This window comes from Streptomyces sp. NRRL B-1140 (assembly GCF_001280065.1).
Classification (GTDB): domain Bacteria; phylum Actinomycetota; class Actinomycetes; order Streptomycetales; family Streptomycetaceae; genus Streptomyces.
Map to the genome: position 1 here is coordinate 339,217 of NZ_LGEA01000114.1, position 24,922 is coordinate 364,138.

Below are 24,922 nucleotides of genomic sequence, written 5' to 3' on the forward strand. Positions count from 1 at the left end.
AGGACGGCCGGGGCGGGGCGGCCGGCGGCTCAGAAGGCCTTGCGGAAGCGCGCGTACACCTTCTGCGGGTCCGCCATGAAGGTCCACGGCCACTCGGTGAACACGCCTTCCAGCTCGCGGAAGACATTGGAGGCGGTGCTGCTGCCCGCCAGCGAGAGGGCCATGGCGAAGATGTTGTAGTCGCCCTGCCAGCCCAGGCGGCGCTCGTACGCGTGGTGCAGGATGCTGCGCTCGGCCGCTTCCCTCAACTCGGTCCGGATCCGGGGGTGCTGCAGGCAGTCGCGGTTGTCGGACTCCACCCAGTCCTCGATGTGCGCCATGGCGACGGCGCAGCCGAGCCGGTGCCCGTCGGGCGCGCCGGCGAAGGCCTTCCTGGCGAACTCGAGGGCCAGGCCCGGCTCTCCGCCCCAGCGGGGCTGGAGGTGCGACACCCACTCCAGGTGGAGGTCAAGGTTCAGCGGATCACGCCGCAGACCGGCTGCGAGCCGGGCCTCCTGGACACTGTCGTCGAGGGACATGCCGCGTCCCGAGGTGAGCAGGTGGCGCCACGGTGTGACCCAGTCGGGCCGCAGCTCGGCGGCCTCCAGCAGGTGCTCCTCGGCGATGCGCAGCCGCTCGTAGAAGGTCTCCCACTGATCGCGGCCGACGTCCACGGCTCGGGCGGACGTACGCGCCTCCCAGCCCCAGGCGACATGGCGCGCACCCGATATCAGCAGGGCGGTCGCCCGGAGTTCCTTGTCGTCCTTGTCCTCCTCGGCGGCCCGGACGATCCATTCCTCCAGACCGTCCACATCGGTCAGTTGCCCCAGGACCGCTTGTTCGCGGCCGAGGTCGAAGGGGGCGAGGGCCGCCTTGACCGCCGCCCAGTCACCGGCGTCGGCCGCTTCCACCAGGGCGAGCACCCGGGCGTCCCCGAGTGCGCGCAGTTTGTACGTCCCGTTCTTCTGTCTGCGCGAGACGGGCAGGGCGTGCGCATCCGCCGTCGGTCTCTCCCCGCCCCCACCGAACAGCTTGCCGAACATGCCGCGCCCTCCCCTGGTCCCGCGTGATCTTCCGGTGCAGCATAGGCGGACCCACCGACATGCTCTCCACCGGGTTTTCACCGGCGCTTCACGCATCGGAACAGCGTGGCACCGAGGCCCGGCGGCGCCGGACCGACGCGGTGTCCGGGTCGTGTGCCGGGGCTTCGGCCGGAGCAGGTGGCTGGAGCCGTCCGGAGCCGTGCGGCGAGGTCGGCCCTCGCCCGTGGGTCAGCTGTCGGGGACGCGCAGGGCCAGGACGGCGACGTCGTCGTCGTTGCCCGCGGGGCGGACACGGCGCAGGAGCTGGTCGGTGAACGACGCGAGGGGCCGGTGGGCCAGGGCGGCGGCGTGCTGGCGCAGTCGGTCCAGGCCCTCGTCGAGGGTGCGGCGGGGCGCTTCGACGAGTCCGTCCGTGTACAGCACGAGGGTGGAACCGGGCGGGAGCTGAGCGGTGGCGTCCGGGCGCCGGGTGCCGGTCTGCGTGCCCAGAAGGATGCCGTGGCCGTCGGTGAGGTAGCGGGCCAGGCCGTCCCGGCTGATCAGCAGCGGCGGGGGGTGGCCCGCGTTGGTCCAGGACAGCCGCCAGCCTTCGTCGGCCGGTTCGACCCGGGCGAAGATCGTGGTGGCCATGGTGACGTCGGTGATGTGCTGGATCGCCTCGTCGAGCCGTTCGACGATCCGGCTGGGAGGCTCGTGCTGGGACCAGGCGTAGGCACGGAGCATGTTGCGGACCTGCGCCATGCCGGCCGCCGCCTCCAGATCGTGGCCGACGACGTCCCCGATGGCCAGGGCGGTGGAGGCGTCGGACAGGGGGAAGGCGTCGTACCAGTCGCCGCCGACCTGGGAGGCGTCGGGGGCGGGCAGGTAGCGGACGGTCATCTGCAGGCCGGGGACGCCCGGCATCTGCGGCAGCAGATGGTTCTGCATGGTCTCGGCGACCTTGCGCTGGCGCTGGTAGAGGCGGGCGTTGTCCAGGGCGAGGCCGGCCCGGCGTGCGATGTCCTCGATCAGGGGGAGGTCGACGGGCGTGAAGGGCGCCGATTTCTCGTCGCGGCCCAGGGTGAGTGCTCCCAGGACGGCGCGGGTGCTGCGGATGGGAGCGATGGCAGCGGAGCGCATGCCGGTGACGTCGAACAGGCGGCGCTGCTCGACCGCGATGCCGGAGTCCGGTGCCCCCTGGTAGGTCTGCGGGCCGGCCAGGTTGGAGGCGACCCCGCGCAGGGCCCTGGACAGCGGCATGGGGGATTCCTCGGGAATCGGCGGCATCGGCCCCTGCAGGTCCTCGTGGTGGGTGAGCTTCTCGCCGTCGGCGTGGACCACGATGGTGCGCCACACCTCGTCCCGCTCGGTGATCAGGTCGACGACCACCCAGTCCGCGAGGCGGGGCAGGACCAGGCCGACCAGCCGCCGCAGCGCCTCGTCCACGTCGAGCGTGGAGGTGAGCCGCGTGGTGGTCTCGGCGAGCAGGGCGAGCCGGGCCAGCTCCGACATCGGCTGCGCCGCCGGCTCCGGCTCGGGGACGTGCGTGTGGCCGGGGGCGTGGAAGACGACGAGCGTGCCGCCGCGCCGGCCGTCGAGGTCGTAGGGGGTGATCAGCCAGGAGATGCGCAGCACGGTGCCGTCGGCGCGGGCGAAGTAGTCCTCGTCGGCCTGGGCCGTGCGCCCGGCGTGGAAGGCCTGCCGCATGGCGCACTGGGTCCTCGGCAGGGGCTGCCCTTGCGGGCCGCGGTGCAGCAGGTCGTGGGCGTCGTGGCCGATCAGGTCGGCGGCGGGCCGGCCCAGCAGGCGCTCGGCATGGGCGTTCACGGCGATGATGCAGCCCTGCTCGTCCACGACGTAGGCTCCGGCGCCGATGGCTTCCAGGGAGGCGGTCGGCGCGACGGGCGCTGTCGGCACGGACGGCCCCTGAACGGTCTCCGTGTGCTCCGGCCCCGTCATCGCGGCCTCCCTGCCGATCGGGCCGGCCTCCCGCTCGCCGGCGTTCCCTGCTTGCTTGCCCTCCCCGTATGCCCATACGCGAGAGAATTCCACGCGACACGGTGGCGTCGCTGCTTCCGGCACGCCGTGCGGGCCTTTGACCTGCGGTCCCGGCGAGCGGACCGTTCAGGCGGGGCGAGCCGGGCAGGGCGTGGCCGGCCGCAGCCGCACGCCCTCAGCCCAGGTCGAGGTCGGCCTGCAGCAGGCTGTGGTCCGAGGACGAGGTCGGATGCACGCGGTGCCTGAGCGGGACGACGCCTCGCAGGAACACGTAGTCGAACTTGCTCTGCCAGTCGGTCGTCGGCAGGCAGCTTCCGGTGGGCGACGGACGGCACTGCGGGTCGGCGTCCGTGGCCAGCGCCCAGACGCCGGACAGTTCAGGGGCGTCCGGCACGGCGTTGAAGTCGCCGAGGACGATGGCGCGGTCGTGCCGGGCGACCTCCGCCGCGAGCACACGGACCTGCCCCGCCCGGACCGCCTCCTGGCGCCGCTGGGCGAGATGGGTGTTGAAGACCCGGACGGACCGGCCGTCGACGGTGGTGGTGACGGCCATGTACCCGCGGTCCTCGGAGCCACCGTCCGGGTATTCCACGGTGACGGGGTCCGTCATCGGCGCCGCCGACAGAACCGCCTGGCCGAACGCCCCCGGGCTCCACGGTGTCCCCCCGCAGCGGCCCCACTTGCGCAGCACCGACCCGTACTCGACGTGATAGGCCAGCCCGTGCAGGTTCTCCAGATACTCCCGGATCCTCTCCACGTCACGCACGCACGCTTCCTGCAGACCGATGACCTGGGGCGCGTACGCCGCGATCTCCGCGGCCTTGTCGACGTCGCTCGCCGAGCAGGGGTTGCAGATGTTCCAGGTCATGACCCGGTTCGGCACGACGTCCCGGGCCGCCACGGCGGGCTGTGCCGCGGCGAAGAGGGCACCGTTCGGTGCGCTGGGGCCGACGAGCACCGCGCAGACCGCCAGCATGACGCCCGCGAGCAACCGCGCGCCCGTGCGCCTGTCGAGCACCATCGCCTCCCTGGGTGGACACGCCTGGTCTCCGACGCCTCCACGCACGAGGTTATGGGACGGGATCGTCGGCAACCCAGGTGATGCGTGATCTCGTTACCGCGGCCGCTGCCCACGAGGGTTCGGAACGCGGAACGGACAGGCGGCACGGCTCGCGCCACACTCCACGGGTTCTGGCACCTTCGGCGGTGGGCGACGAGGCTGTGCGTAGGGTGGCCGGACTGGTGGTCGATGCGGGCGGTGCGACATGGAGTGGCAGAAGTTCGCCGAGGAGATGGCCGTGCTCGCACGGACCCTGCTGAAGCAGGACTCGGTGCAGCAGACGCTGGACGAGATCGTGGCGTCGGCCGTGCGGCTGGTGGACGGCTGCGACGCGGCGGGGATCCTCGCGGTGCGCAAGGGCCGCGCCGTCACGCTGTCCTCGTGCGGCGACATGGTCGAGGAGTCCGACCGTCTGCAGGGCGAGCTGGGCGAGGGGCCGTGCTTCGATCTCGCCCGGCACGCGGACGACGAGCGCGTGTTCCGGATCGCGGACATGACCCGGCCCCGGCCGGACTGGCCCCGCTACGCCGAGGCCGCGCGCGAGCTGGGCATCGGCAGCATGACCGGTGTCCTGCTCTACACCCACGAAGAGGACTTCGGCGCGCTCAACCTGTACTCCCGCCGCCCGGGCACCTTCACCGAGGACATCGCGACCGCCGGCTGGCTGCTGGCCTCTCACGCCGCCGTCGCCCTCGCGGACGCCCGCACCATCGACCAGCTGGAACACGCGCTGGAGACCCGGCACGCCATCGGCGAGGCCATGGGCATCCTCATGGAGCGCCACGGGATGAGCGACGAGGACGCCTTCAATGTGCTGCGCAACATCTCGCAGCACCACAACATCAAGCTGCGCGACGTCGCCCAGCGGGTCCGGGACAAGCGCTCGGGCAAACAGGCATGAGGCGCAGGGCGACCTGATCAGACATCCCATGTAGTCGGAGCAGGTCACCCTCCTCGACCACCCCTACGGTCGCCATCACCCGGTGAGGGGTGGCGTTTCGCCTGCGTGCAGAGCTCTTGTCACCCACGCTCTGGACAAGCGCCGGAAAGTCCTCGTCGATTCATCCCACGTCATCGGCGTTCGTCCCGCCGGCAGCGGCTGGAACCAGGAGTGGCAGCTCGTGGGGCTGTGAGGGGCGTCACGAACACACCCCTTCATTGATGGGATGGATCTATCCCGCGGGTACCGCAGAGACCCTTCTCTAGATCGTTCTCTTCGCTTTACCAGCAAGTTTCCGCACACCTCTAGACGGCGCCACCGGGCGCCCTCTATAAACATCCCATCTCTTCACGAGCGACACATAGCTGTCGTGTCGGCGTAACAACTCCCGCTACGGGACCAGCGCGAGGAATCCAACGATGAGACTCAGATCCGTTCTCTGCTCCACCGCCTCCGTCGTCTCCGCCCTGGCGCTGCTCAGCGCCTGCGGCGGCGGCTCCACCACCGCCGCGTCGTCGGGCGACAAGCCGCTCGTGGGTGTCGACTACCCCCGCTCCGACACCGACTTCTGGAACTCGTACATCAAGTACACCCCCCAGTTCGGCAAGGAGCTGGGCCTGGACCTGAAGACCACCAACTCGCAGAACGACGTCGCCAAGCTGACCGCGAACGCGCAGACTTTCATGAGCCAGGGCGTCAAGGGCGTCGCGATGGCCCCGCAGGACACCGCCGCCATCGCGCCCACCCTGGCGCAGATGGAGGCGAAGAAGATCCCGGTCGTCACCGTGGACACCCGCCCCGACAGCGGCAAGGTCTACATGGTCGTCCGCGCCGACAACCGCGCCTACGGCGAGAAGGCCTGCCGGTTCCTCGGCACCAAGCTGGGCGGCAAGGGCAAGGTCGTCATGCTCCAGGGCGGCCTCGACTCGATCAACGGCCGTGACCGCACCGAGGCGTTCAACGAGTGCATGAAGAAGAACTACCCGGGGATCAAGGTCTTCGGCGAGGCCACCAACTGGGACGGGGCGATAGCGGCCCAGAAGCTCCAGACCGACCTCACGGCCAACCCGGACATCAAGGGCGTCTACATGCAGTCCAGCTTCGCCCTCTCCGGCACGCTCCAGGTGCTCAAGCAGCGCGGCCTGCTCGTCGACCCGAAGAACAAGAAGCACGTGTTCGTCGTCTCCAACGACGGCATCCCCGAGGAGCTCAAGAGCATCGCCGCGGGCAAGATCGACGCCACCGTCTCCCAGCCGGCCGACCTCTACGCCAAGTACGCCCTGTACTACCTGAAGGCCGCGATCGACGGGAAGAAGTTCAAGCCCGGCAAGACCGACCACGACAGCACCATCATCCAGGTCCGTCCCGGCCTGCTGGAGGACCAGCTCTCCGCCCCGCTGGTCACGGCGGACGGCGGCACGTACGGGGGCGTCCCCAGCGTCAAGAGCGACGACAAGGCCCTCTGGGGCAACAACCTCGGCTGACATTCCCCGGCAGAGCGACGGCTGACGAGATCTAGGCGGTTGAGATGAAGGACGGGGAGCCGACAGTGAACCCCGTGCCCGCCGCGGCGGACGAGGGGCGGGCCTCCACGGGCCTGCCCGTCGTCGAGGCGACGGGCATAGTCAAGCGATTCGGTCCGACGGTCGCCCTGAACGGCGCCCGGATCACCATCAGGGCCGGCGAGACCCACGCGCTCGTCGGACGCAACGGGGCGGGCAAGTCCACCCTGGTGTCCGTCCTCACCGGTCTGCAGGCCCCGGACGAAGGCAAGGTCACCTTCGGCGGCAGCCCCGCACCACGGCTCGCGGACCGCGACGCCTGGCGCCGGCGCGTGGCCTGCGTCTACCAGAAGTCCACGATCATCCCCACGCTGACCGTCGCGGAGAACCTCTTCCTGAACCGGCACGACCACGGCCGCAACCGGCTGATCAGCTGGACAGGCGTGCGCCGCCGGGCGCAGGAACTGCTGTCGACCTGGTCCGTGGACGTCGACCCGCAGACCCCGGCCGGCGATTTGAACGTGGAGCAACGGCAGTTCGTGGAGATCGCCCGGGCGCTGTCCTTCGGGGCCCGGTTCATCATCCTCGACGAACCCACCGCGCAGCTCGACGGGGCGGCGATCAACCGGCTCTTCGACCGCATCCGCGGCCTGCAACGCCAGGGCGTGACCTTCCTGTTCATCAGTCACCACCTGCAGGAGGTCTACGAGATCTGCGACATGGTCACGGTGTTCCGCGACGCCCGGCACATCGTGACCGCCCCGGTCGCCGGCCTCCCCCGCGCCGAGCTGGTCGCCGCCATGACCGGCGAGGCGGCGGCGGACCGGCGGCAGGAACGCTCCAGCAGCCTGGACAGCACCGCCCCGCCCGCGCTGTCCGTGCGCGCGCTCGGCAGTGACGGCGCCTACGGCGACGTGACGTTCCGGGTGGGCGCCGGGGAGATCGTCGGACTCGCGGGGGCCGCCGCCAGCGGCCGTACCGAGGTCGCCGAGACCGTCGTGGGCCTGCGGTCCGCCACGACCGGAAACGTCGAGATCGCCGGACGGCGGCCCCGGCCGGGCAGTGTGCCCGCCGCCCTCGCCGCCGGTGCCGGGTTCGTCCCGCAGGACCGGCACCACCAGGGCTTCGTGCCCGACATGTCGATCGCGGACAACGCCACGCTGTCCGTGCCCCAGCGGCTCGGCTCCAACGGGTTCTTGAACCGCGGCCGCCGGGACCGGCTCGCCGAGGACATGATCCGGAACCTGGCGATCAAGACACCGGGGCCCGAGCTGCCCGTCTCCGGACTCTCCGGAGGCAACCAGCAGAAGGTCGTCATGGCCCGTGCCCTGGCCGACGACCCCCGGCTGCTGGTCCTGATCAACCCGACCGCGGGCGTGGACGTGCGGTCCAAGGAATTCCTCCTCGGCAAGGTCGAGGAGACCGCTCAGGGCGGCACCGGAGTACTCATCGCCTCCGACGAGCTCGACGACCTGCGCATGTGCGACCGCGTCCTGGTGATGTTCCAGGGCCGTGTGACCAACGAGATCGCCCGAGGCTGGCACGACCACGACCTCGTCGCGGCGATGGAAGGAATGGACCTCGATGCCTGAAACCGTCGTCGCCGACGCGTCCGTCACCACGCCGGACGCCCACCGCGCGAAGCGGACCGCGCTGCTCGGCGGCCGGATCCCGCTGGCCCGGCTGCGCGACCTCGCCCTCGTTCCGGCGATCGTGGCCATCGCGATCGTCGGCCAGATCGTCAACCCGGTCTTCCTGCAGGCCGACAACCTCATCAACGTCCTGCAGACCATGTCCGAGATGGCGCTGCTTGTCCTGGCCCAGACGATGATCCTGATCGTCAAGAAGATGGACCTGTCCCTGGAGTCCACGATGGGTCTGGCGCCCGGCGTGGCCGCCTGGCTCGTGGTGCCGGCCGGAGCCGGACACGGGCTCGGGCTCCTGCCCGGTGGCCTGTCGATCCCCGTGACCCTGGCCGTGGGCCTGCTGATCGGTGTCGTCAACTCCGTGCTGATCATCCGCTTCGGTCTCAACGGCTTCATCGTCACGCTCGGCATGCTGATCGTGCTGCGCGGCATCCTCACCGGCATCTCCGGCGGCCAGACGTTCTTCCAGCTGCCCTCCTCGATGCTCTACCTGGGCACCGCCGAATGGTTGGGCATGCCGGCCTCGATCTGGATCTGCCTGGCCCTGTTCGCCATAGCGATCGTCGTCCTCGGCTGGACCAGCTTCGGCCGTTCGCTCTACGCCATCGGCGGCAACGTCGACGCGGCGAAGGCGGCCGGCATCCGCACCGACCGGGTGCTGTGGATCGTCATCGTCACCGGCAGCCTGCTCGCCGCCCTCGCGGGCCTGATGCTCTCCGGACGGCTGGCCTCGGTCGCCTCCGCCCAGGGCAACGGCTACATCTTCACCGTGTTCGCCGCGGCCGTCATCGGCGGCATCAGCCTCAACGGCGGCAAGGGCACCGTGTTCGGCGCCTTCAGCGGCATCCTGCTGCTCTTCATGATCCAGAACGTGCTCACCCTGGCCGGTGTCCCCGCCCAGTGGATCGGCGCCCTCAACGGCCTGATCATCCTGGTCGCCCTGACCATCTCCCGCATCACGGGCGGCAAGGTCCAGGACTGAACCGGGCGGCCCTCGCCGCCGGACACCGACCACCGCACCATCCTTCCCGTCGCAGGGGGCCGCGTGCCCCGCCCGCCCCCACAGGAGTTGCCGCCATGTCCTCCGCCGTGCCCTCAACCGCCCGCATCATCGCCCTGGACGTCCTGGACGTCCGCTTCCCCACCTCCGAGCATCTCGACGGCTCGGACGCGATGAACCCCGAGCCCGACTATTCGGCCGCCTACGTGGTCCTGCGCACCGACGCCGGCGACGGGCTGGAGGGCCACGCGCTGGCCTTCACCACCGGCCGGGGCAACGACGCGCAGGCCGCAGCCATCGCCACCCTCGCCCCGCACGTCGTCGGACGCTCGGTCGAGGAGGTCTGCGGCGACCTGGGCGCCTTCTCCCGCTCCCTCGTCCACGATCCCCAACTGCGCTGGCTGGGGCCCGAGAAGGGAGCGATCCACATGGCGACGGGTGCCGTCGTCAACGCCGCCTGGGACCTCGCGGCCAAGCGCGCCGGGAAGCCCGTCTGGCGCTTCCTCGGCGAGATGTCCCCCGAGGACCTCGTCGCGCAGGTGGACTTCCGCTGGCTGTCCGACGCCCTCACCCCCGAGGAGGCCCTGGAGATCCTGCGCCGCGCCGAACCGGGCCGCGAACGGCGCATCGGCCTGCTGATCGACGGCGGCTACCCCGCTTACACCACCACCCCGGGCTGGCTCGGGTACTCCGACGAGAAGCTGGCCCGGCTGTCGCGTGAGGCCGTCGCCGACGGGTTCACGCAGATCAAGCTGAAGGTCGGGGCGTCCCTGGAGGACGACATCCGGCGCCTGCGCGTCGCCCGCGAGGCCGTCGGCCCGGACATCCGCGTCGCGGTAGACGCCAACCAGAGATGGGACATCCAGCCCGCCATCGACTGGATGCGCGAGCTGGCCCCCTACGACCCGTACTGGATCGAGGAGCCCACCTCCCCCGACGACATCCTCGGCCACGCCGCCGTCCGCAAGGCGCTCAGCCCCATCAAGGTCGCCACCGGCGAGCACATCGCCAACCGGGTCGTCTTCAAGCAGCTGCTGCAGGCCGGCGCGGTGGACATCGTGCAGATCGACTCGGCGCGTGTCGGCGGTGTCAACGAGAACATCGCGATCCTGCTGCTCGCCGCGAAGTTCGGCGTGCCGGTCTGCCCGCACGCGGGCGGAGTGGGCCTGTGCGAGATGGTGCAGCACCTGTCGATGTTCGACTACATCGCCGTCTCCGGCACCACCGAGGACCGCGTCATCGAGTACGTCGACCATCTGCACGAGCACTTCGTCGACCCGGTGCGCATCACCGACGGCCACTACCTGGCGCCGGCGCTGCCCGGGCTGAGCGCGCAGATGCACCCGGAGTCCCTCAAGGAGTACTCCTACCCCGACGGCCCGGTCTGGTCCTCCCGTGTCTGAGTTCCTGCCCCTGGTCGACTCCCACCACCACGTGTGGGACCTGGACCGACGCCCGCAGCCCTGGCTGGACGAGCCGGGCCTCGAAGCGATCCGCCGCACCTACGGCGTCGAGGACCTGCGGCGGGAGGCGATCCGGCCGATCGCCGGCCGGTGGCTGACCCGTACGGTGCTCGTCCAGTGCGTCACGTCCGTGCCGGAGACGGCGGAACTGCTCCTCCTCGCCGACGAGGACCCGCTGATCGGCGCGGTCGTCGGCTGGGCCGATCTCGCCGGGGCCGACGTCGGGGACATGCTCGACGTGCTCCTCGCCGGTACCGGCGGCTCGTACCTGCGGGCCGTACGTCACCTCGTGCAGGGGGAGCCCGATCCGGAATGGTTGCAGCAGCCGGCCGTCGAACGGGGCCTGCGCGCCGTCCAGGACCGGGGCCTCGGCTACGACGTGCTCATCCGCAGTCATCAGTTCCCGCAGGCCGTCCGCCTGGCACAGCGCTTCCCCGACCTTCCCCTGGTCCTGGACCACGCGGGCAAGCCGCCCATCGGCCCCCACGCCCACCGCGACACCCTGCCCGACTGGCAGCGGAGGGTGCGCGTGCTGGCCGGCTACCCGCAGGTGCGGTGCAAGGTCTCCGGGCTGATCACCGAAGCCGACCACCGCGCGTGGACCATCGCCGACCTCCGGCCGGTGTGGGACACCCTGCTGGCCGCCTTCGGCCCCTACCGGCTGATGTTCGGCTCCGACTGGCCCGTCTGCGTCCTGGCGGGCGGCTGGGGCCGCTGGGCGGCCACCGTCGAGGAGTTGCTGCACGGTCTCTCCGAGCACGAGAAGCAGGCGCTGCTGTGTGACACGGCGGCCGGCTTCTACCGGCTCCACGACACGTAGGAAGAGGACCTCTCATGCTGCTGACCGAACTGCTCCACCCCGGCATCCTCGAAGCGCTCGCCGGAGCCGGGCACGGGGCCCGGGTCCTGCTCGCCGACGGCCACTACCCCGCCAGCACCGCCGTCGGGGAGAGGGCGAGGATCGTCCACCTCAACCTCTCCCCCGGCGTGCTGGACGTCACCACCGTCCTCGACGTCCTGCTGCGGGCCCTGCCCGTCGAGACGGCCCACGTGATGGTGCCGCCCGAGGGGGAGCCCGAACCGCCCGCCATCGCCGAGTACCGCTCCCGGCTCGCGCCCGTCCCCGTCGAGACGCTCGGCCGCTTCGCGTTCTACGACGCCGCCCGCTCCCCCGACCTGGCCCTCGCCGTCGTCACCGCCGACATCCGTACCTACGCCAACCTGCTGCTGACCATCGGCGTCCGCGCTGAAAGGACCCTGACCCCGCGATGACTCTCGCCGTGCGCTATCTCGCCGCCCGAACGCTCGACACCGCGCCCGCCGAAACCGCCGAACCCGGCCCGGGCGAGGTGCAGGTGGCCCCCGCCTACGTCGGTATCTGCGGCACCGACCTGCACATCTTCCACGGCGACATGGACGCCCGCGTCGCGGCGCCGGCCGTGCTCGGGCACGAGATGTCCGGCCGCGTCGTCGCGGCCGGGGCGGGCGTGGAGGGCTGGCGCCCCGGGGACGCGGTCACCGTGATGCCGCTGCGCTGGGACGACACCTGCCCGGCCTGCCGCTCCGGTCACCGGCACGTCTGCCAGCACCTGGACTTCATCGGCATCGACTCCCCGGGCGCGATGCAGCAGCGCTGGACCGTCCCCGCCTCCACCCTGATCCGTCTGCCGCACTCGCTGCCCCTGGACCAGGCCGCGCTCGTCGAGCCCACCGCGGTCGCCGTGCACGACGTCGGCCGGGCCGGTGTCCGCCACGGCGAGAAGGCCGTCGTGGTCGGCGGGGGTCCGGTCGGCATCCTCATCGCCCTGGTCGCCCGGGCCGCCGGCGCCGAGGTGCGCGTGGTGGAACTCAGCGCGCACCGCCGCCTGCTCGCCGAGGAGCTCGGTCTGACCGCCTGGGACCCGGCCGCCGTCGACGTCCCCTCACTCGTCGGTGAGTGGACCGGCGACGCGGGCGCCGACGTGGCCTTCGAGGTGTCCGGCGCCGCCGGCGGCGTCGACACCGCCGTCGAGGTCCTCGGGGTGCGCGGGCGGCTGTGCCTGGTCGCCATCCACCCCAGGCCCCGCGAGATCAACCTGCACCGCTTCTTCTGGCGCGAACTCACCCTCGTCGGCGCCCGGTTGTACGACCGTTCCGACTTCGAGAAGGCGGTGGCCCTGGTCGCCGACGGCACCGTCGCCGCCCACCGCCTCATCAGCAAGGTCGTCCCGCTCACCCAGGCACCGGCCGCCTTCGAAGCCCTGGAAGGCGGCGGTGACGTGATGAAGATCCTCGTCGACTGCACCACCGACTCCGAGGGGGCCGCCGCGTGAACGCCTTCGACCTCACCGGAAAACTCGCCGTCGTCACCGGCGCCAGTCGTGGCATCGGCCGCGCCATGGCCCGCGGGCTCGCCGAGGCCGGCGCCGACATCATCGGTGTCAGCGCGTCCCTGGGGCCGGGCAGCGACGTCGAGAAGGACGTCACCGCCACGGGTCGCGCCTTCGAGGCGATCCGCACCGACTTCGCCGACCCCGACGCCGTGCGGGCCCTCGGCGCGGACCTCGCCGGGCGTGAGCGCCCGGTGGACATCCTCGTCAACAACGCCGGCACCATCCGCCGTACGCCCGCCGCCCAGCACTCCGACACGGACTGGGAGCTGGTGCTCCAGGTCAACCTCAGCGCACAGTTCGCGCTCACCCGCGCGGTCGGGGCGGGCATGGTCGCCCGCGGACACGGCAAGGTCATCTTCACGGCGTCGCTGCTCAGCTACCAGGGCGGCATCACCGTCCCCGGCTACACCGCCGCCAAGCACGGCATCGCCGGCCTGACCAAGGCCCTGGCCAACGAGTGGGCCCCGCACAGCGTCAACGTCAACGCCATCGCCCCGGGCTACATCGCCACCGACAACACCCAGGCGCTCCAGGACGATCCGGTGCGCAGCAAGGCCATCCTGGAGCGGATCCCGGCCGGCCGCTGGGGCTCCGCCGACGATCTCGCCGGTGCGACGGTCTTCCTCGCGTCGGGCGCGGCCGACTACATCCACGGCACCACCCTGCCCGTCGACGGCGGATGGCTCGGCCGGTGAGTGCGAGGCGTGACACCGGCCTGACGGCCGTTCTCGCGGGGGCGCGGCTCCTGCCCGTGCTGACCGTGCCGTCCGTGGCGAGTGCCGGCCCCCTGGCCGACGCGCTCGCGGCGGGCGGTGCCCGGTGCGCCGAGGTCACCTTCCGCACGCCCGACGCCGAGTCGGCCCTCAAGGCGATGGCGGCGCACGGTGGTCTGACCGTCGGAGCCGGCACCGTCCTCACGGCCGAGCAGGCGGAGCGGGCCGTGGCGGCCGGAGCCCGTTTCCTCGTCTCCCCCGGCTTCGACGCGGACGTCATCGACAGGGGCCGGGAGTTGGGGGTCCCGGTCGTGCCCGGCATCGCCACCGCCACCGAGTTGATGGGCGCGCTGAAGGCGGGCCTGGAGACGGTCAAGCTGTTCCCGGCCGAGCCGCTCGGCGGCATCGGGATGCTCCGGGCGCTGGCGGCGCCCTTCCCGCAGGCGCGTTTCGTGCCCACCGGCGGCATCGGCCCGGATCTGATGCCCGGCTACCTCTCCCACCCGGCGGTCCTCGCCGTGGGCGGCAGCTGGATGGCCACCCCCGGCCACCTGGAACGCGGCGAGTTCGCGGAGATCCGCCGGCAGACCGCCGAGGCGGTGGAGAGGAGCACGCCGTGACCGAGGTGATCGCCCTGGGCGAAGTGATGCTGCGTTTCGACCCGGGCGAGGGACGGATCAGCACCGCCCGGTCCTTCCAGGTATGGGAGGGGGGCGGTGAGTACAACGTGGTGCGGAGTCTGCGCCGCTGTTTCGGCCTGCGCACCGCGGTCGTCACCGCCCTCGCCGACAACGCCGTCGGCCGGCTCGTCGAGGATCTGGTCCTGCAAGGTGGTGTCGACACCTCGCTGATCCGCTGGGTCCCCGACGACGGCATCGGCCGCGGCGCCCGCAACGGCCTCAACTTCGTGGAACGCGGCTACGGCATCCGCGGCGCCCTCGGCGTCAGCGACCGGGCGCACACGGCCGTGTCGCGCTTGAGGAAGGGAGACGTCGACTGGGACGCCGTCTTCTCCCGCCCGGTGCGCTGGTTCCACACCGGCGGCATCTTCGCCGGGTTGTCGGAGACCACCCTCGATGTGGCCGACGAGGCGATGGCGGCCGCTCGCCGTCATGGCGTGACCGTCTCCTACGACCCCAACTACCGTCCGAGCCTGTGGGCCGGGCGCGGCGGCGCCGACGGCGCCCGGGAGGCGGACCTGCGCCTGGCCCGGCACGCCGACGTCGTCGTGGGCGCCCTCGGCCTCGCGGGCAGCCGTCCGGGCTCCTGTCGCCTCACGGCCGATGAGGTTCCCGACGCGCTCGCCGGGGTCGCCGGCCTGCTGCCCGGGGTGAGCGTGCTGGCCACGACGCTGCGCGAGGTGCCGTCCGCGGGCGTCAACGACTGGTCCGCGCTCGCCTGGTCCCCCGGGACGGGCCTCGTCGCCGGTCCGCGGATGCCCGGACTGCACGTCCTGGACCGTATCGGTTCGGGCGACGGCTTCGCCGCGGGGCTCGTGTACGGCCTGATCACGGGGGCGGGCCTGGAACGGGCCCTCGCCTACGGCACCGCCCACGGCGCCCTCGTCATGACCACCCCGGGGGACGTCTCGATGGCGACCCTCGCCGAGGTGGAGGCGCTGGTGGCGGGCGGCTCGGCCCACGTCAGACGCTGACCGCACGCACCCGGAAGTCCCGAGGAGAACGTCTTGCACCGCCGAACGATCCGCAACACCTCTGTCGAACTCACCGAGCTCGGCTTCGGAGCCTCCGTGATCGGCAACCTCTACCGCACCACCTCACCCGAGGAGGCGTCGGCCGCGGTCGAGGCCGCCTGGGACGCCGGGATCCGCTACTTCGACACGGCCCCGCACTACGGTCTCGGCCTGTCCGAACGCCGCCTGGGCGCGGCGCTGCGCGACAGGCCCCGCGGCGCGTACGTCGTCTCCTCCAAGGTGGGCCGTCTGCTCGTCCCCAACGAAGACCCGCGTGGTGTCGACAGCGAGGGCTTCGTCGTCCGCGACGACGTGCGCCGTCAGTGGGACTTCAGCCGGGACGGGGTACTGCGCTCCATCGAGGCCACACTGGAACGCACCGGCCTGGACCGCCTCGACGTCGTGTACCTGCACGACCCCGACGACCATTGGCGGCAGGCCGCCGACGAGGCCATGCCCGCCCTCGCCGATCTGCGCGACCAGGGCGTGATCGGCGCGATCGGCGCGGGCATGAACCAGTCCGCCATGCTCGCCCGGTTCCTGCGCGAGACCGCGGCCGACGTCGTGATGCTCGCCGGCCGCTACACCCTGCTCGACCAGGGCGCCCTCGACGACGTCCTGCCCGCGGCGTACGAGACCGGCAAGAGCGTCGTCGCCGTCGGTGTCTTCAACTCGGGCCTGCTCTCCCGCGACCGTCCCGCCGCCGGCATGAAGTACGACTACCAGGACGCCCCGCCCGGCCTCGTACGGCGTGCCCTGGCCATCGCGGAGGTCTGCGAGGCCCACGGCACGAGCCTGCCCGCCGCGGCCATCGCGTTCCCCCACACCCACCCCCACGTCGTCAACGTCACCCTCGGCATGCGCAACGCCGACCAGGTCACCCGCAACGCCGGGCTCCACCGGCTCAGCACTCCCGCCGCCCTCTGGAACGACCTCCTCGACCAGGGACTCATCCGGCCCGACGTACCTCTGGGACGGGTCTCGCACGGTGACGGCGTCACCGAGAGGAGCACCCCGTGTCCCTGACCGACAAGGCGATCGCGCGGATCCGCGAGCTCATCGCCTCCGGTGCGCTCCCGCCCGGTTCCAAGCTGCCCCCCGAGCAGGAACTGGCGGCCCAGCTCGGCCTGTCCCGCAATCTGGCCCGGGAGGCGGTCAAGGCGCTGGCCGTGGCCCGTGTCCTGGAGGTCAGACGGGGAGACGGCACCTACGTCACCAGCCTCCAGCCGGGTCTGCTCCTCGAAGGGCTCGGCGGCGCGGTGGAACTGCTCCAGGTGGACCCGCGCGTCGTGCTGGACCTCATGGAGGTCCGGCGCCTGCTGGAACCCGTGGTCACCGCGCTGGCCGTCGCCCGGATCTCGGACGACGGCCTGGCCGAGGTGAAGGGGCATCTGGACGCGATGCGGGAAGCGAGCGGGGTCGAGCAGCTGAACGCCCACGACGCGGCGTTCCACCGGGCCATCGCGAACGTCACCGGCAACGAAACCCTCATGACCCTCCTCGAAGGAATCTCGGGCCGCACCCTGCGCGCCCGCATCTGGCGCGGCCTGGTCGACAGCCGGTCCTACGAGCGCACCCTCGCGGAGCACGAGGCGATCTACGCCGCCCTGGCCGCGCGGGACGCCGCGCTCGGCCACGCGGCGGCGCTGCTGCACGTCAGCAACACCGAGCAGTGGCTGCGGGAGCACCTGGAGTCCACGAACGGCGCGCGCGAGAACGGCCCGGCAGGCGGGCTCGCCTCCTGACGAAGGGCCGCCCATGCCGGCGGCGGCCCTTCGTCAGCACGTCCCGGACGACCGGACCGGGCAAGACGTTTCCGCCCCGGACACGCCCGGGGATCTCCGGCCGGTCCTGCCGGTATCATCGGCGCCACATGTGACGGCCCACCTGCCGGTTTCGCGTAAGGGGCCCCGCAGCGGCGCTCGCGGAGGGAGCTCAGGTTGTCCCTGACGGACAAGGCCATAGAGCAGATCCGTGAGCTCATCCGCTCGGGGGCGCTGCCCCCGGGCGCGAAGCTGCCGCCGGAACCGGAATTGGCGGCGCAGCTGGGGCTCTCGCGCAACCTCGCCCGCGAGGCGGTCAAGGCGCTGTCCGTCGCCCGGGTGCTGGAGGTCCGCCGAGGAGACGGCACGTACGTGACGAGTCTCCAGCCGAGCCTGCTCCTGGAGGGCCTGGGCGGCGCGGTGGAGCTCCTCCAGAGCGACAAGGGCGCGCTGCTGGATCTGATGGAGGTGCGGCGGCTGCTCGAACCGCTCGCCACCGGGCTCGCCGCCGGCCGGATCACGGACGAGCAACTGGCCGATGTCGAGCGGCACCTGGACGCCATGCGGGAAGCCCGTGACGACGTCGAGCAGCTCAACGCGCACGACGCCGCCTTCCATCGGGCGGTGGTCGCGGCCACCGGCAACGAAACCCTGCTCTCCCTGCTCGAGGGCATCTCCGGGCACACCCTGCGCGCCCGCATCTGGCGCGGCCAGGTCGACGACCGGTCGTCCGAGCGGACCCTGGCCGAACACCAGGCGATCTTCGACGCCCTGTGCACCCGCGACCCCGCCCTCAGTCAGGCCGCCGCCCTGCTGCACGTGAGCAACACCGAGCGCTGGCTCCGCCGTCACCTGCAGTCGCTCGATCCTCAGGCACAGGACTCCTCGGACGGTCCGTGAGAACCGGGGCGACCCGGTGTTCCGGGGGCGTGCCCCTGCGGGCCGCTGTCCCGTACCGCGTCATCTCGGCGAGTCCGCGGCCGACGACTCCAGCCGGAGGAGGACGGCGGTGTTCGCGCGCGGCAGGGAGACGGTGAGCCGCCCCGCGTCCGCGTCCCACTCCACGGCGGCATCGGCTGCCGGCGGATACAGCACCACGGGCCGGACGGGCCTACCCCGCAGGTGAGGGAGGGCGAGGGTGCTGCTCGGGGCGGGTGCTGCGGCGTTGTCCGGTGCCCGCCTGCAGACGGAGAGGAACGTGGCCCCTCGACTGCACAGTCCGTGCGCGATCCACTCGTCCTCCCAGCCGGGAAGCCCCAGAGGCCAGAACGGCCGCGCCCCGCCGAGCTCCGGCCGGAGTTCCTTGTACACGCAGATCGCCGAGCGGACCAGGCCGGACTGCTCGGGGCTCATCAGGTTGAGGAAGCCGGAGAGGTGGACGCGGCCGAGCAGGGCCCCGGTGAGAGTGAGGGCGATCTCGTCGAGCGTGTGGTCCGGCTGGGGGTAGGCCCAGATCGCGGCCTGCTCCGGTGTCACGGCGGTGGCGGCCGCGGCGGCGATGGGCGGACAGCGCAGGATGTCCTGCTGGTCGCTGGTGGACTGCAGTTGGGCCACGGCCAGCTGCGCGTAGTCCATGCGCAGCCCGCCCGACCCGCAGTTCTCCAGGACGAGGCCGGGATGCCGGTCGAGGAGCGCGGCCATCCAGTCGAGATGGGCGCGATGGTGGCCGAGCAGGCCAGCACCCGCGCTCTCGGAGCCGTTCTCCGTGCCGGGACCGATGTTGATGTTGTAGTCGAGCTTCAGGTAGCCGACGCCCCACTCGCCGGCCAGCCGGTCCACGACCTCGTCGAGATGGGCTCGGGCGGCCGGGTGACGCAGGTCCAGGTGATGCCGCCCGTGTTCGGTGACACGCAGACCGCCGCGCCGGAAGAACGCCTCGGGAGGCAGGGTGCGCGCCAGGGGGCTGCGGACGCCGACGACTTCGGGTTCGAGCCAGAGCCCCGGGGTCATCCCGTGCGCTCTGATCGCGTCCAGGACCTCGGGCAGACCGCCCGGGAAACGGCGGGGAGCGGGCTCCCAGGCGCCGACGGCGTCCCACCAGCCCTGTTCGTCGTCGTCGTACCAGCCCGCGTCGATCACGAACACCTCGGCACCGGCCGCACCCGCCGCCTCGATCAGCGGCAGGAGCCGTTCGGTGGTGGGGTCACCCATGAGGGTGTTCATGTAGTCGTTGTAGATCACCGGTAGCGTGCGGTGGTCAGGGTGGTCGCGGCGGATGCTCCGGCGGTGGTCGGTGAGTTCGCCGAAGGCCGCGTCCAGTCCGCCGGTCTCCGTGTGGACGAGGACGGCCGGGACGGTGTGGAACTCCTCGCCGGGAGCCAGGGTGTGCCACCACTGGTGGTGCGCGTCGTCCGGACCGAACAGGGCCACGTAGGCCGCGCCCTCGCGCTCCCCCGTCTCGAAGCGCCAGCCCGCGCTGGACTCGATCTGCCACAGCCAGGCGCTGCCTTCGGAGTCGGTGAGGCCGGCCACGGGGAGGTGGCGGCCGGTGGACCAGCTCCCCTGCGAGTACCGCTCGAAGCAGCCCCTGCCCTCGTGACCGTGGGCGGAGCGGCTCAGCGGGACCACCCGCTCGCGGAACCCGTCCTGCCGCCACCGGCATTCGGCGAGCCAGTCGTTGTCCGCCCAGTGCAGGGTCAGGTCGTCGAGACCGCCCGCCCCGTCGGTGACGCCACCGAGGGCCAGGGTGGAGACGCTCTCCAGCCGCAGCGCCGCGCCACCCTCGTTGAAGAGGCGGACCCGGGCCCGCAGGCACCGGCTGCCCGCACGGGTTTCGAGGGTGACGTGGGCGGCCAGCCCGGTCTCGGCATCCAGCAGCCGGATCGTCGTGCACTCCCCGTCGCCGCGCCGGACCGTCTCGTGCCCCCCGTAGGTCAGGCGCTCGCCGATGGCCGTCTCGATGAACCGCTCCCCCGACCACATGCGTCCGTGGCCGGTGGCGGTGACCTCGACGAGGGGGACCAGGCGTGCCCAGTCCTGACCGGGTCTTCCCAGCCTCACCGCTCCGGTGGCACCCACGACGGCGTGCAGGCCGGATTCCGGATGCGACCAGACCCAGGAGCCCTTGTCTGTCTCGACGGTAGCGGCCAACGCGCTTCCCCTTCCGGGATGAAGTGGTCCTGCGACGGTCTGCGTGGGCTGATCTGGGGATTCGCCGACGGCGACGAAGCCGGGCCCCGGTGGCGGATGTGCCGTGGAGCGGATTCCGCGCTCGCGGTCTCTTGACGCCCGCGTTGTGACCGCTCACAATCCTCGCATGTTTGTGACCGGTCACACAAGGTCGGGCAACTCCTCCGGCCCCCCTGAGGGACAGCACAAGGCCGCGAGCATCCGCGATGTCGCCCAGGCGGCGGGCGTCTCCTACCAGACCGTTTCGAGGGTCATCAACGGCCACCCGAACGTCCGGGACGCGACACGCAAGCGGGTGCGGGAGGCCATCGACGCCCTGGGCTTCAGGCGCAACGCCACCGCGTTCGCGCTGGCCAGCGGCGTGAACCGGTCGATCACCGTCCTCACCTCGAACACCCTGCTCTACGGTTACGCGGCCACCCTGCAGGGCCTGGAGGAGGCGTCCCGCGCCGCGGGCCACACGCTCGGCGTGCGGGTCCTGACTCCCGAGGACGACCTGGACCGCACGATCGCCTCGGCCGCCGATGCCGGTGGCGGCCTCGTGGTCATCGGCTTCGACCGTGTCGGCGCGGCCGCCCTGGATCGCGTACCGGCCCACGTGCCGTGCGCGGCGGTCGTGGAGGCGCCGCCCGCGGGCAGCCCACCGGGTCTGCCCGCCGTGTGGGCCGACGACCGCGAGGCGGCCCGTGCCGCCACCGAACACCTCTTGTCGCTGGGGCACGGCACCGTCCACTACGTGGCGATTCCCGCCTCGACCGGATCACGGGGCTCGGTGGGACCGCGCGCCGAGGGCTGGCGCCAGGCCCTGGAATCGGCCGGCGTCGCCGCTCCCGAGCCGTCCGGCAAGGGCTGGGACGCCCGAGCCGGATACGAGGCCGGGAAGAAGCTCGCCCGGAACCCGGAGGCCACCGCGATCCTCTGCGGCAACGACGACCTGGCGCTCGGCGTCCTGCGGGCCCTGCACCGCGCCGGCCGGCGGGTCCCGGAGGACGTCAGCGTCATCGGGTTCGACGACGCTCCGCACTCCGCCTACGTCACCCCGTCCCTCACGACGGTCCGTATGGACTTCCAGGGGCTGGGCCGCGCCGCCTTCGGGCTGCTGCGTGCCCGGCTCGACCCCGATCAACAGGCGCCCGCGGCGGTGCCGGCCGAACCCGCCCTCGTCCTCAGGGAGAGCGCGGGCCCGCCCCGCACATGAGCCGGACCGCGCCCTGCGGCCCCACGTCGCCTTCCGACCTCTTCCCGTACGCCGCAGCCATCGCCCCTGTCCACAGCAGCGCACCGACCTCCCGCTCCTTACGACCGAGGATCTCGCCATGAGAAGAGCCGTCTCCGTCCTCATCACCGCCTGTCTGCTCGGCCTGACCGCCACCGCCTGCAGCGACAGCACCGCCGGCGGAACCGGCGCCGCTCCCGAGGGATCGGTCGACCCGACCGCCGACCTCAAGGGTGTCCAACTCACCATGTGGACGGCCCAGAACAGCGTCGGGCAGCCCAAGCAGGCCATCGAGGCGTTCGAGAAGGCCACCGGGGCCAAGATCAGCACTGAGGTCGTCCCCGACCCCTACGAGTCGAACGTCCCGACCAAGCTCGCCTCGGGCGTCAAGCCGGACCTGATGTTCTGGCAGCCCACGGGCAGCACCCTGCCGTTCATCCAGCCGCAGCGGAACCTGCTCCAGCTCGACAAGGAGGACTGGGTCCAAAAGCTCGGCAAGACGGAGCAGGGCCTCGGCCAGGTCGACGGCCACCGTTACGCGGCCATCGTCACCAGCCCCGCGGTCCTCGGCGTCTACTACAACAAGGACGTCTTCAAGAAAGCCGGCATCACCGCGATGCCGAAGAGCTACGACGACCTCCTCGCCACCGCCTCGAAGATCAAGTCCAAGACGGGCGTGGCCCCCTTCTTCGAAGTCGGCGGCGACAAGTGGCCCCTGCAGTGGCAGGTGCAGGTGCAGATGACGGATCTGCCGCAGACGTTCTGGGACAAGCTGAACAAGAACAAGGCCAGTTGGACCGACAAGACCATCGTCGACGCCGTCACCAAGTACAAGACGAAGGTCCTCGACGGCGGCCTGGCGCAGAAGAACTACAAGACGGCCACGTTCGTCGACCAGGGCAAGGCGCTCATGGACGGCAGTGCCGCGATGGCGCTCAACGTCACCTCGCTGCAGTCCCAGATACAGGCCACCTCCAGCACTGAGGAGATGGACAGGAAGCTGGGCTGGTTCCCCATCGCCAACAGCGCCGCCCAGGCCGAGTACTCACCCGACCAGACCAACGGCGTCGTCGCCTTCAGGACCGGCGACACCAAGCGGCAGAACGCCGCCCGGCAGTTCCTGTCCTTCTGGCTCGGCAAGGACTACCCGGACTACATCAAGGCGAACAAGCTCGTCTCGGTGCAGCCGTCGGTGCCCAACCCCGGCGGCCTGCCGCAGACCGCGATCGCCCAGGCCGAGGCGCTGCCCTCCGCCACCGGTGTCTTCCAGGTCAAGGCACTGACCGCGCCCGACATGCACCTCGCCCTCGCCGACATGATCTACGGCAAGAAGTCGCCCCGGCAGGTCGCTCAGGCCGCCCAGGACCAGTTCGAGCAGGTGCTCAAGGCGCGTGGCGTCTCCGGCTTCTGACCGTCGCCCTTTTCCCAGCCCGCTTCCCGGGCCGCCGTCGGCGGCGCGCCCGGGGACCCGCATCCGGAGGTAGGAGAGTGGTGGACACCGCCACCAGGGGCATCATCGACGCCACGCGCGCGAAGGACCGGAGCGCATCGCCCCGTCGCGGCCGGCGCGAGCGTGTCCGCAGGAAGGCCGACCAGCCGTGGTGGTTCGCGCTTCCCGCGCTCGCCGTGTTCGGTGCGTTCTTCCTGCTGCCGAACCTGCTGAACTTCGTCTACCCGTTCACCGACTGGTCGGCGTTCCACCCGCGGATCGGCTTCGTGGGCCTGTCGAACTTCGACACCATCCTCGACGACGGCTCGATGGTCCGCGACCTCCGCATCACCCTGGAGTACGCGGTCCTGGTGGCCGTGTTCCAGAACGGCTTCGGTCTGGGTCTGGCCCTGCTGCTGGAGCGGGACACCCGCTTCAACCGCTTCTTCAGGGCGGTGTTCTTCCTGCCCGTACTGATCTCCGCCCTGGCCGTGGGCTACATCTTCCGGGCCCTGCTCGCGCAGGACGGGGCGCTCAACAGCGTGCTGTCGTCCCTCGCCGGGCACCAGGTCGACACGCCCTGGCTCGGGTCGACGGCCTGGACCCTGGTCGTGGTGACCCTCGTCCACGGCTGGAAGTGGATGGGCCTGGCCATGCTGATCTACCTCGCGGGCCTGAAGAGCATGCCCGGTGACGTGCTGCAGGCCGCCCGGATCGACGGGGCCGGCGCCTGGCGCACCTTCTGGTCGATCAGGTTCCCGCTGCTGGCGCCCGCGGTGACGTTCAACGTGACGACCGCACTGATCGGCTCCATGAACACCTTCGACATCGTCCAGGCGACCACCGGCGGCGGTCCGGGCGGCGAGACCGAGGTGTTCAACATCTACATGTTCCGCATCTTCGGCCAGGGCCTGTACGCCCAGGCGTCCGCGATGAGCCTGGTGCTCTTCCTCGTGGTCGTCGTCCTCGCCGTGCCCGTGATCGTCGGCCTGCGCCGGAGGGAGAACGACCAGTGACCGCGACCACCGTGTTCGCTCCCGCCCGCAGGCGCCCTGCGCGTTGGCTGCAGCCGGCCGCCGTCCTGCTCATCGCGGCCGTCACCATCGGCATCCCGCTCTGGCTCGTCGCGGTGACCTCCGTGAAGCCCCAGGCGGAGGCGATCAAGCCCAACCTCTCGCTGCCGCACCGGGTGCAGGCCGCGGAGAACTACCAGCAGACCTTCGACCAGGGGAAGGTCGTCCAGGGTTTCGTCAACAGCCTGCTGGTCGTGGTCCCTTCCGTGGTCCTCGTGCTGCTGCTGGGCGCCGGCGCCGCCTGGGTCTTCGCCCGCCGCAAGGGCCGCCTGACCGGCGCGCTGTACGCGCTGAGCATCAGCGGCCTCCTGCTGCCGCCCGCCGTCATCACCATCGTCATGGAGCTGCGTCAACTCGGTCTGGCGGGAACCCAGTTGGGGATGATCGCGGTCTACACGGGGATGTACCTGTCCACATCGATCTTCTTCATGACCGGCTTCATCCGGAACCTCCCCGAGGAACTGGAGGAGGCCGCGCGCATGGACGGCGCCGGTCCGGCCCGGGTGTTCTTCCAGGTGATCCTGCCGCTCCTGCGCCCCGTCATCGCCACCGCGACGATCATGGTGATGCTCTTCGCCTGGAGCGACGTCTTCTACGCGTTCTTCGTGCTGGGCGGCGGGGAGAAGGCCACGCTCCCGCTCAACCTGTACCAGGTCGCGAGCGCCCAGCTGTACCTGAACAACTGGCACCTCATCTTCGCCTACGTCGTGATGATGAGCCTTCCGATGGTGGCCGTCTTCGTCATCGCCCAGCGCCGGATCGTCGCCGGGATCACCAGCGGCGCCGTCAAGTAGCCCGCGCCACGATCTCCGGGGCGCGACTCCACGCGCGCCTCGGGCCTTCACCCTCCGGTCCGCCCGGTCCACCCGGGCCCCCGGGTCCACTCACCATCCTCCCGCAGCGACGCGGGAGGCGGAGGACGCA

Annotated in this window: 22 protein-coding genes; 18 read left to right on the forward strand and 4 right to left on the reverse strand. The window is 71.5% G+C overall.

Going from position 1 to position 24,922, the window contains the following annotated elements; translation table 11 throughout:
* Positions 1–29: 29 nt before the first annotated feature.
* From ADK65_RS27585 to ADK65_RS27595, 3 genes are all read right to left on the reverse strand, one after another.
* On the reverse strand, positions 30–1,022 hold the full coding sequence (locus ADK65_RS27585) for a hypothetical protein (RefSeq protein ID WP_053673659.1): 993 nt from the start codon (positions 1,020–1,022) through the stop codon (positions 30–32).
* Positions 1,023–1,250: 228 nt separating this feature from the next.
* On the reverse strand, positions 1,251–2,960 hold the full coding sequence (locus ADK65_RS27590; protein ID WP_053673660.1) for a SpoIIE family protein phosphatase: 1,710 nt from the start codon (positions 2,958–2,960) through the stop codon (positions 1,251–1,253).
* A gap of 214 nt (positions 2,961–3,174) precedes the next feature.
* On the reverse strand, positions 3,175–4,020 hold the full coding sequence (locus ADK65_RS27595) for an endonuclease/exonuclease/phosphatase family protein (protein ID WP_053673661.1): 846 nt from the start codon (positions 4,018–4,020) through the stop codon (positions 3,175–3,177).
* A 244-nt stretch (positions 4,021–4,264) separates the two neighbouring features.
* On the opposite strand from ADK65_RS27595, the gene ADK65_RS27600 reads away from it, so the two are divergent.
* The 14 genes from ADK65_RS27600 to ADK65_RS27665 all read left to right on the forward strand — a co-directional run bounded on the left by ADK65_RS27600 (position 4,265) and on the right by ADK65_RS27665 (position 18,051).
* Positions 4,265–4,960 carry a GAF and ANTAR domain-containing protein gene (locus ADK65_RS27600; protein WP_053673662.1) on the forward strand — a complete coding sequence of 232 codons (696 nt, stop codon included), beginning with the start codon at positions 4,265–4,267 and terminating at the stop codon, positions 4,958–4,960.
* Between the two features lie 458 nt (positions 4,961–5,418).
* The gene (locus ADK65_RS27605) at positions 5,419–6,483 is read left to right on the forward strand and encodes a sugar ABC transporter substrate-binding protein (RefSeq protein WP_053673663.1); all 1,065 of its coding nucleotides are present in this window, start codon (positions 5,419–5,421) and stop codon (positions 6,481–6,483) included.
* A gap of 44 nt (positions 6,484–6,527) precedes the next feature.
* Positions 6,528–8,093: a sugar ABC transporter ATP-binding protein gene (locus ADK65_RS27610; protein ID WP_053673664.1), complete on the forward strand. Its 1,566-nt coding sequence runs from the start codon at positions 6,528–6,530 to the stop codon at positions 8,091–8,093.
* Positions 8,086–9,129 (forward strand): ABC transporter permease, encoded by a 1,044-nt coding sequence (locus tag ADK65_RS27615; RefSeq protein WP_053673665.1) that lies wholly within the window; start codon positions 8,086–8,088, stop codon positions 9,127–9,129. Before ADK65_RS27610 ends, ADK65_RS27615 begins: the two co-directional genes overlap by 8 nt.
* Before the next feature lie 95 nt (positions 9,130–9,224).
* The gene (locus ADK65_RS27620) at positions 9,225–10,550 is read left to right on the forward strand and encodes an L-fuconate dehydratase (protein WP_053673666.1); all 1,326 of its coding nucleotides are present in this window, start codon (positions 9,225–9,227) and stop codon (positions 10,548–10,550) included.
* Positions 10,543–11,430 (forward strand): amidohydrolase family protein, encoded by an 888-nt coding sequence (locus ADK65_RS27625; RefSeq protein WP_053673667.1) that lies wholly within the window; start codon positions 10,543–10,545, stop codon positions 11,428–11,430. Before ADK65_RS27620 ends, ADK65_RS27625 begins: the two co-directional genes overlap by 8 nt.
* 14 nt (positions 11,431–11,444) lie before the next feature.
* A complete protein-coding gene (locus tag ADK65_RS27630; protein ID WP_053673668.1) occupies positions 11,445–11,882 on the forward strand; it encodes an RbsD/FucU domain-containing protein in 438 nt (145 codons plus the stop codon).
* Entirely contained in the window at positions 11,879–12,922 is a 1,044-nt protein-coding gene (locus ADK65_RS27635; RefSeq protein ID WP_053673669.1) for a (R,R)-butanediol dehydrogenase, read from the forward strand. The genes ADK65_RS27630 and ADK65_RS27635 overlap by 4 nt, the downstream gene beginning before the upstream one ends.
* The gene (locus ADK65_RS27640; RefSeq protein ID WP_053673670.1) at positions 12,919–13,677 is read left to right on the forward strand and encodes an SDR family oxidoreductase; all 759 of its coding nucleotides are present in this window, start codon (positions 12,919–12,921) and stop codon (positions 13,675–13,677) included. Before ADK65_RS27635 ends, ADK65_RS27640 begins: the two co-directional genes overlap by 4 nt.
* Entirely contained in the window at positions 13,674–14,315 is a 642-nt protein-coding gene (locus ADK65_RS27645; RefSeq protein WP_234352974.1) for a bifunctional 4-hydroxy-2-oxoglutarate aldolase/2-dehydro-3-deoxy-phosphogluconate aldolase, read from the forward strand. The genes ADK65_RS27640 and ADK65_RS27645 overlap by 4 nt, the downstream gene beginning before the upstream one ends.
* The gene (locus ADK65_RS27650; protein WP_053673672.1) at positions 14,312–15,349 is read left to right on the forward strand and encodes a sugar kinase; all 1,038 of its coding nucleotides are present in this window, start codon (positions 14,312–14,314) and stop codon (positions 15,347–15,349) included. The genes ADK65_RS27645 and ADK65_RS27650 overlap by 4 nt, the downstream gene beginning before the upstream one ends.
* Positions 15,350–15,382: 33 nt before the next feature.
* A complete protein-coding gene (locus ADK65_RS27655) occupies positions 15,383–16,414 on the forward strand; it encodes an aldo/keto reductase (protein ID WP_053673673.1) in 1,032 nt (343 codons plus the stop codon).
* Positions 16,405–17,133 (forward strand): FadR/GntR family transcriptional regulator, encoded by a 729-nt coding sequence (locus ADK65_RS27660; protein WP_053673674.1) that lies wholly within the window; start codon positions 16,405–16,407, stop codon positions 17,131–17,133. Before ADK65_RS27655 ends, ADK65_RS27660 begins: the two co-directional genes overlap by 10 nt.
* Before the next feature lie 195 nt (positions 17,134–17,328).
* Positions 17,329–18,051 carry a FadR/GntR family transcriptional regulator gene (locus tag ADK65_RS27665; protein ID WP_053673675.1) on the forward strand — a complete coding sequence of 241 codons (723 nt, stop codon included), beginning with the start codon at positions 17,329–17,331 and terminating at the stop codon, positions 18,049–18,051.
* Positions 18,052–18,111: 60 nt separating this feature from the next.
* On the opposite strand, the gene ADK65_RS27670 is transcribed toward ADK65_RS27665, so the two are convergent.
* A complete protein-coding gene (locus ADK65_RS27670) occupies positions 18,112–20,241 on the reverse strand; it encodes a glycoside hydrolase family 36 protein (protein WP_053673676.1) in 2,130 nt (709 codons plus the stop codon).
* Positions 20,242–20,407: 166 nt separating this feature from the next.
* Here ADK65_RS27670 and ADK65_RS27675 point away from each other — a divergent pair, with 166 nt between their 5' ends.
* The 4 genes from ADK65_RS27675 to ADK65_RS27690 all read left to right on the forward strand — a co-directional run bounded on the left by ADK65_RS27675 (position 20,408) and on the right by ADK65_RS27690 (position 24,792).
* A complete protein-coding gene (locus tag ADK65_RS27675; RefSeq protein WP_063788059.1) occupies positions 20,408–21,478 on the forward strand; it encodes a LacI family DNA-binding transcriptional regulator in 1,071 nt (356 codons plus the stop codon).
* Positions 21,479–21,596: 118 nt separating this feature from the next.
* Positions 21,597–22,907: an ABC transporter substrate-binding protein gene (locus tag ADK65_RS27680; RefSeq protein WP_053673678.1), complete on the forward strand. Its 1,311-nt coding sequence runs from the start codon at positions 21,597–21,599 to the stop codon at positions 22,905–22,907.
* Between the two features lie 77 nt (positions 22,908–22,984).
* Positions 22,985–23,941, forward strand: a complete 957-nt coding sequence (locus ADK65_RS27685) for a carbohydrate ABC transporter permease (RefSeq protein ID WP_053673679.1) — start codon at positions 22,985–22,987, stop codon at positions 23,939–23,941.
* Positions 23,938–24,792: a carbohydrate ABC transporter permease gene (locus ADK65_RS27690; protein ID WP_053673680.1), complete on the forward strand. Its 855-nt coding sequence runs from the start codon at positions 23,938–23,940 to the stop codon at positions 24,790–24,792. Before ADK65_RS27685 ends, ADK65_RS27690 begins: the two co-directional genes overlap by 4 nt.
* Positions 24,793–24,922: the final 130 nt, after the last annotated feature.

Excerpts from the sequence above, each read along its gene's own strand:
- ADK65_RS27585 (WP_053673659.1), bottom strand. The coding sequence starts at position 1,022 with ATGTTCGGCAAGCTGTTCGGTGGGGGCGGGGAGAGACCGACGGCGGAT.
- ADK65_RS27590 (WP_053673660.1), bottom strand. The coding sequence starts at position 2,960 with ATGACGGGGCCGGAGCACACGGAGACCGTTCAGGGGCCGTCCGTGCCG.
- ADK65_RS27595 (WP_053673661.1), bottom strand. The coding sequence starts at position 4,020 with ATGGTGCTCGACAGGCGCACGGGCGCGCGGTTGCTCGCGGGCGTCATG.
- ADK65_RS27600 (WP_053673662.1), top strand. The coding sequence starts at position 4,265 with ATGGAGTGGCAGAAGTTCGCCGAGGAGATGGCCGTGCTCGCACGGACC.
- ADK65_RS27605 (WP_053673663.1), top strand. The coding sequence starts at position 5,419 with ATGAGACTCAGATCCGTTCTCTGCTCCACCGCCTCCGTCGTCTCCGCC.
- ADK65_RS27610 (WP_053673664.1), top strand. The coding sequence starts at position 6,528 with ATGAAGGACGGGGAGCCGACAGTGAACCCCGTGCCCGCCGCGGCGGAC.
- ADK65_RS27615 (WP_053673665.1), top strand. The coding sequence starts at position 8,086 with ATGCCTGAAACCGTCGTCGCCGACGCGTCCGTCACCACGCCGGACGCC.
- ADK65_RS27620 (WP_053673666.1), top strand. The coding sequence starts at position 9,225 with ATGTCCTCCGCCGTGCCCTCAACCGCCCGCATCATCGCCCTGGACGTC.
- ADK65_RS27630 (WP_053673668.1), top strand. The coding sequence starts at position 11,445 with ATGCTGCTGACCGAACTGCTCCACCCCGGCATCCTCGAAGCGCTCGCC.
- ADK65_RS27635 (WP_053673669.1), top strand. The coding sequence starts at position 11,879 with ATGACTCTCGCCGTGCGCTATCTCGCCGCCCGAACGCTCGACACCGCG.
- ADK65_RS27675 (WP_063788059.1), top strand. The coding sequence starts at position 20,408 with ATGTTTGTGACCGGTCACACAAGGTCGGGCAACTCCTCCGGCCCCCCT.
- ADK65_RS27680 (WP_053673678.1), top strand. The coding sequence starts at position 21,597 with ATGAGAAGAGCCGTCTCCGTCCTCATCACCGCCTGTCTGCTCGGCCTG.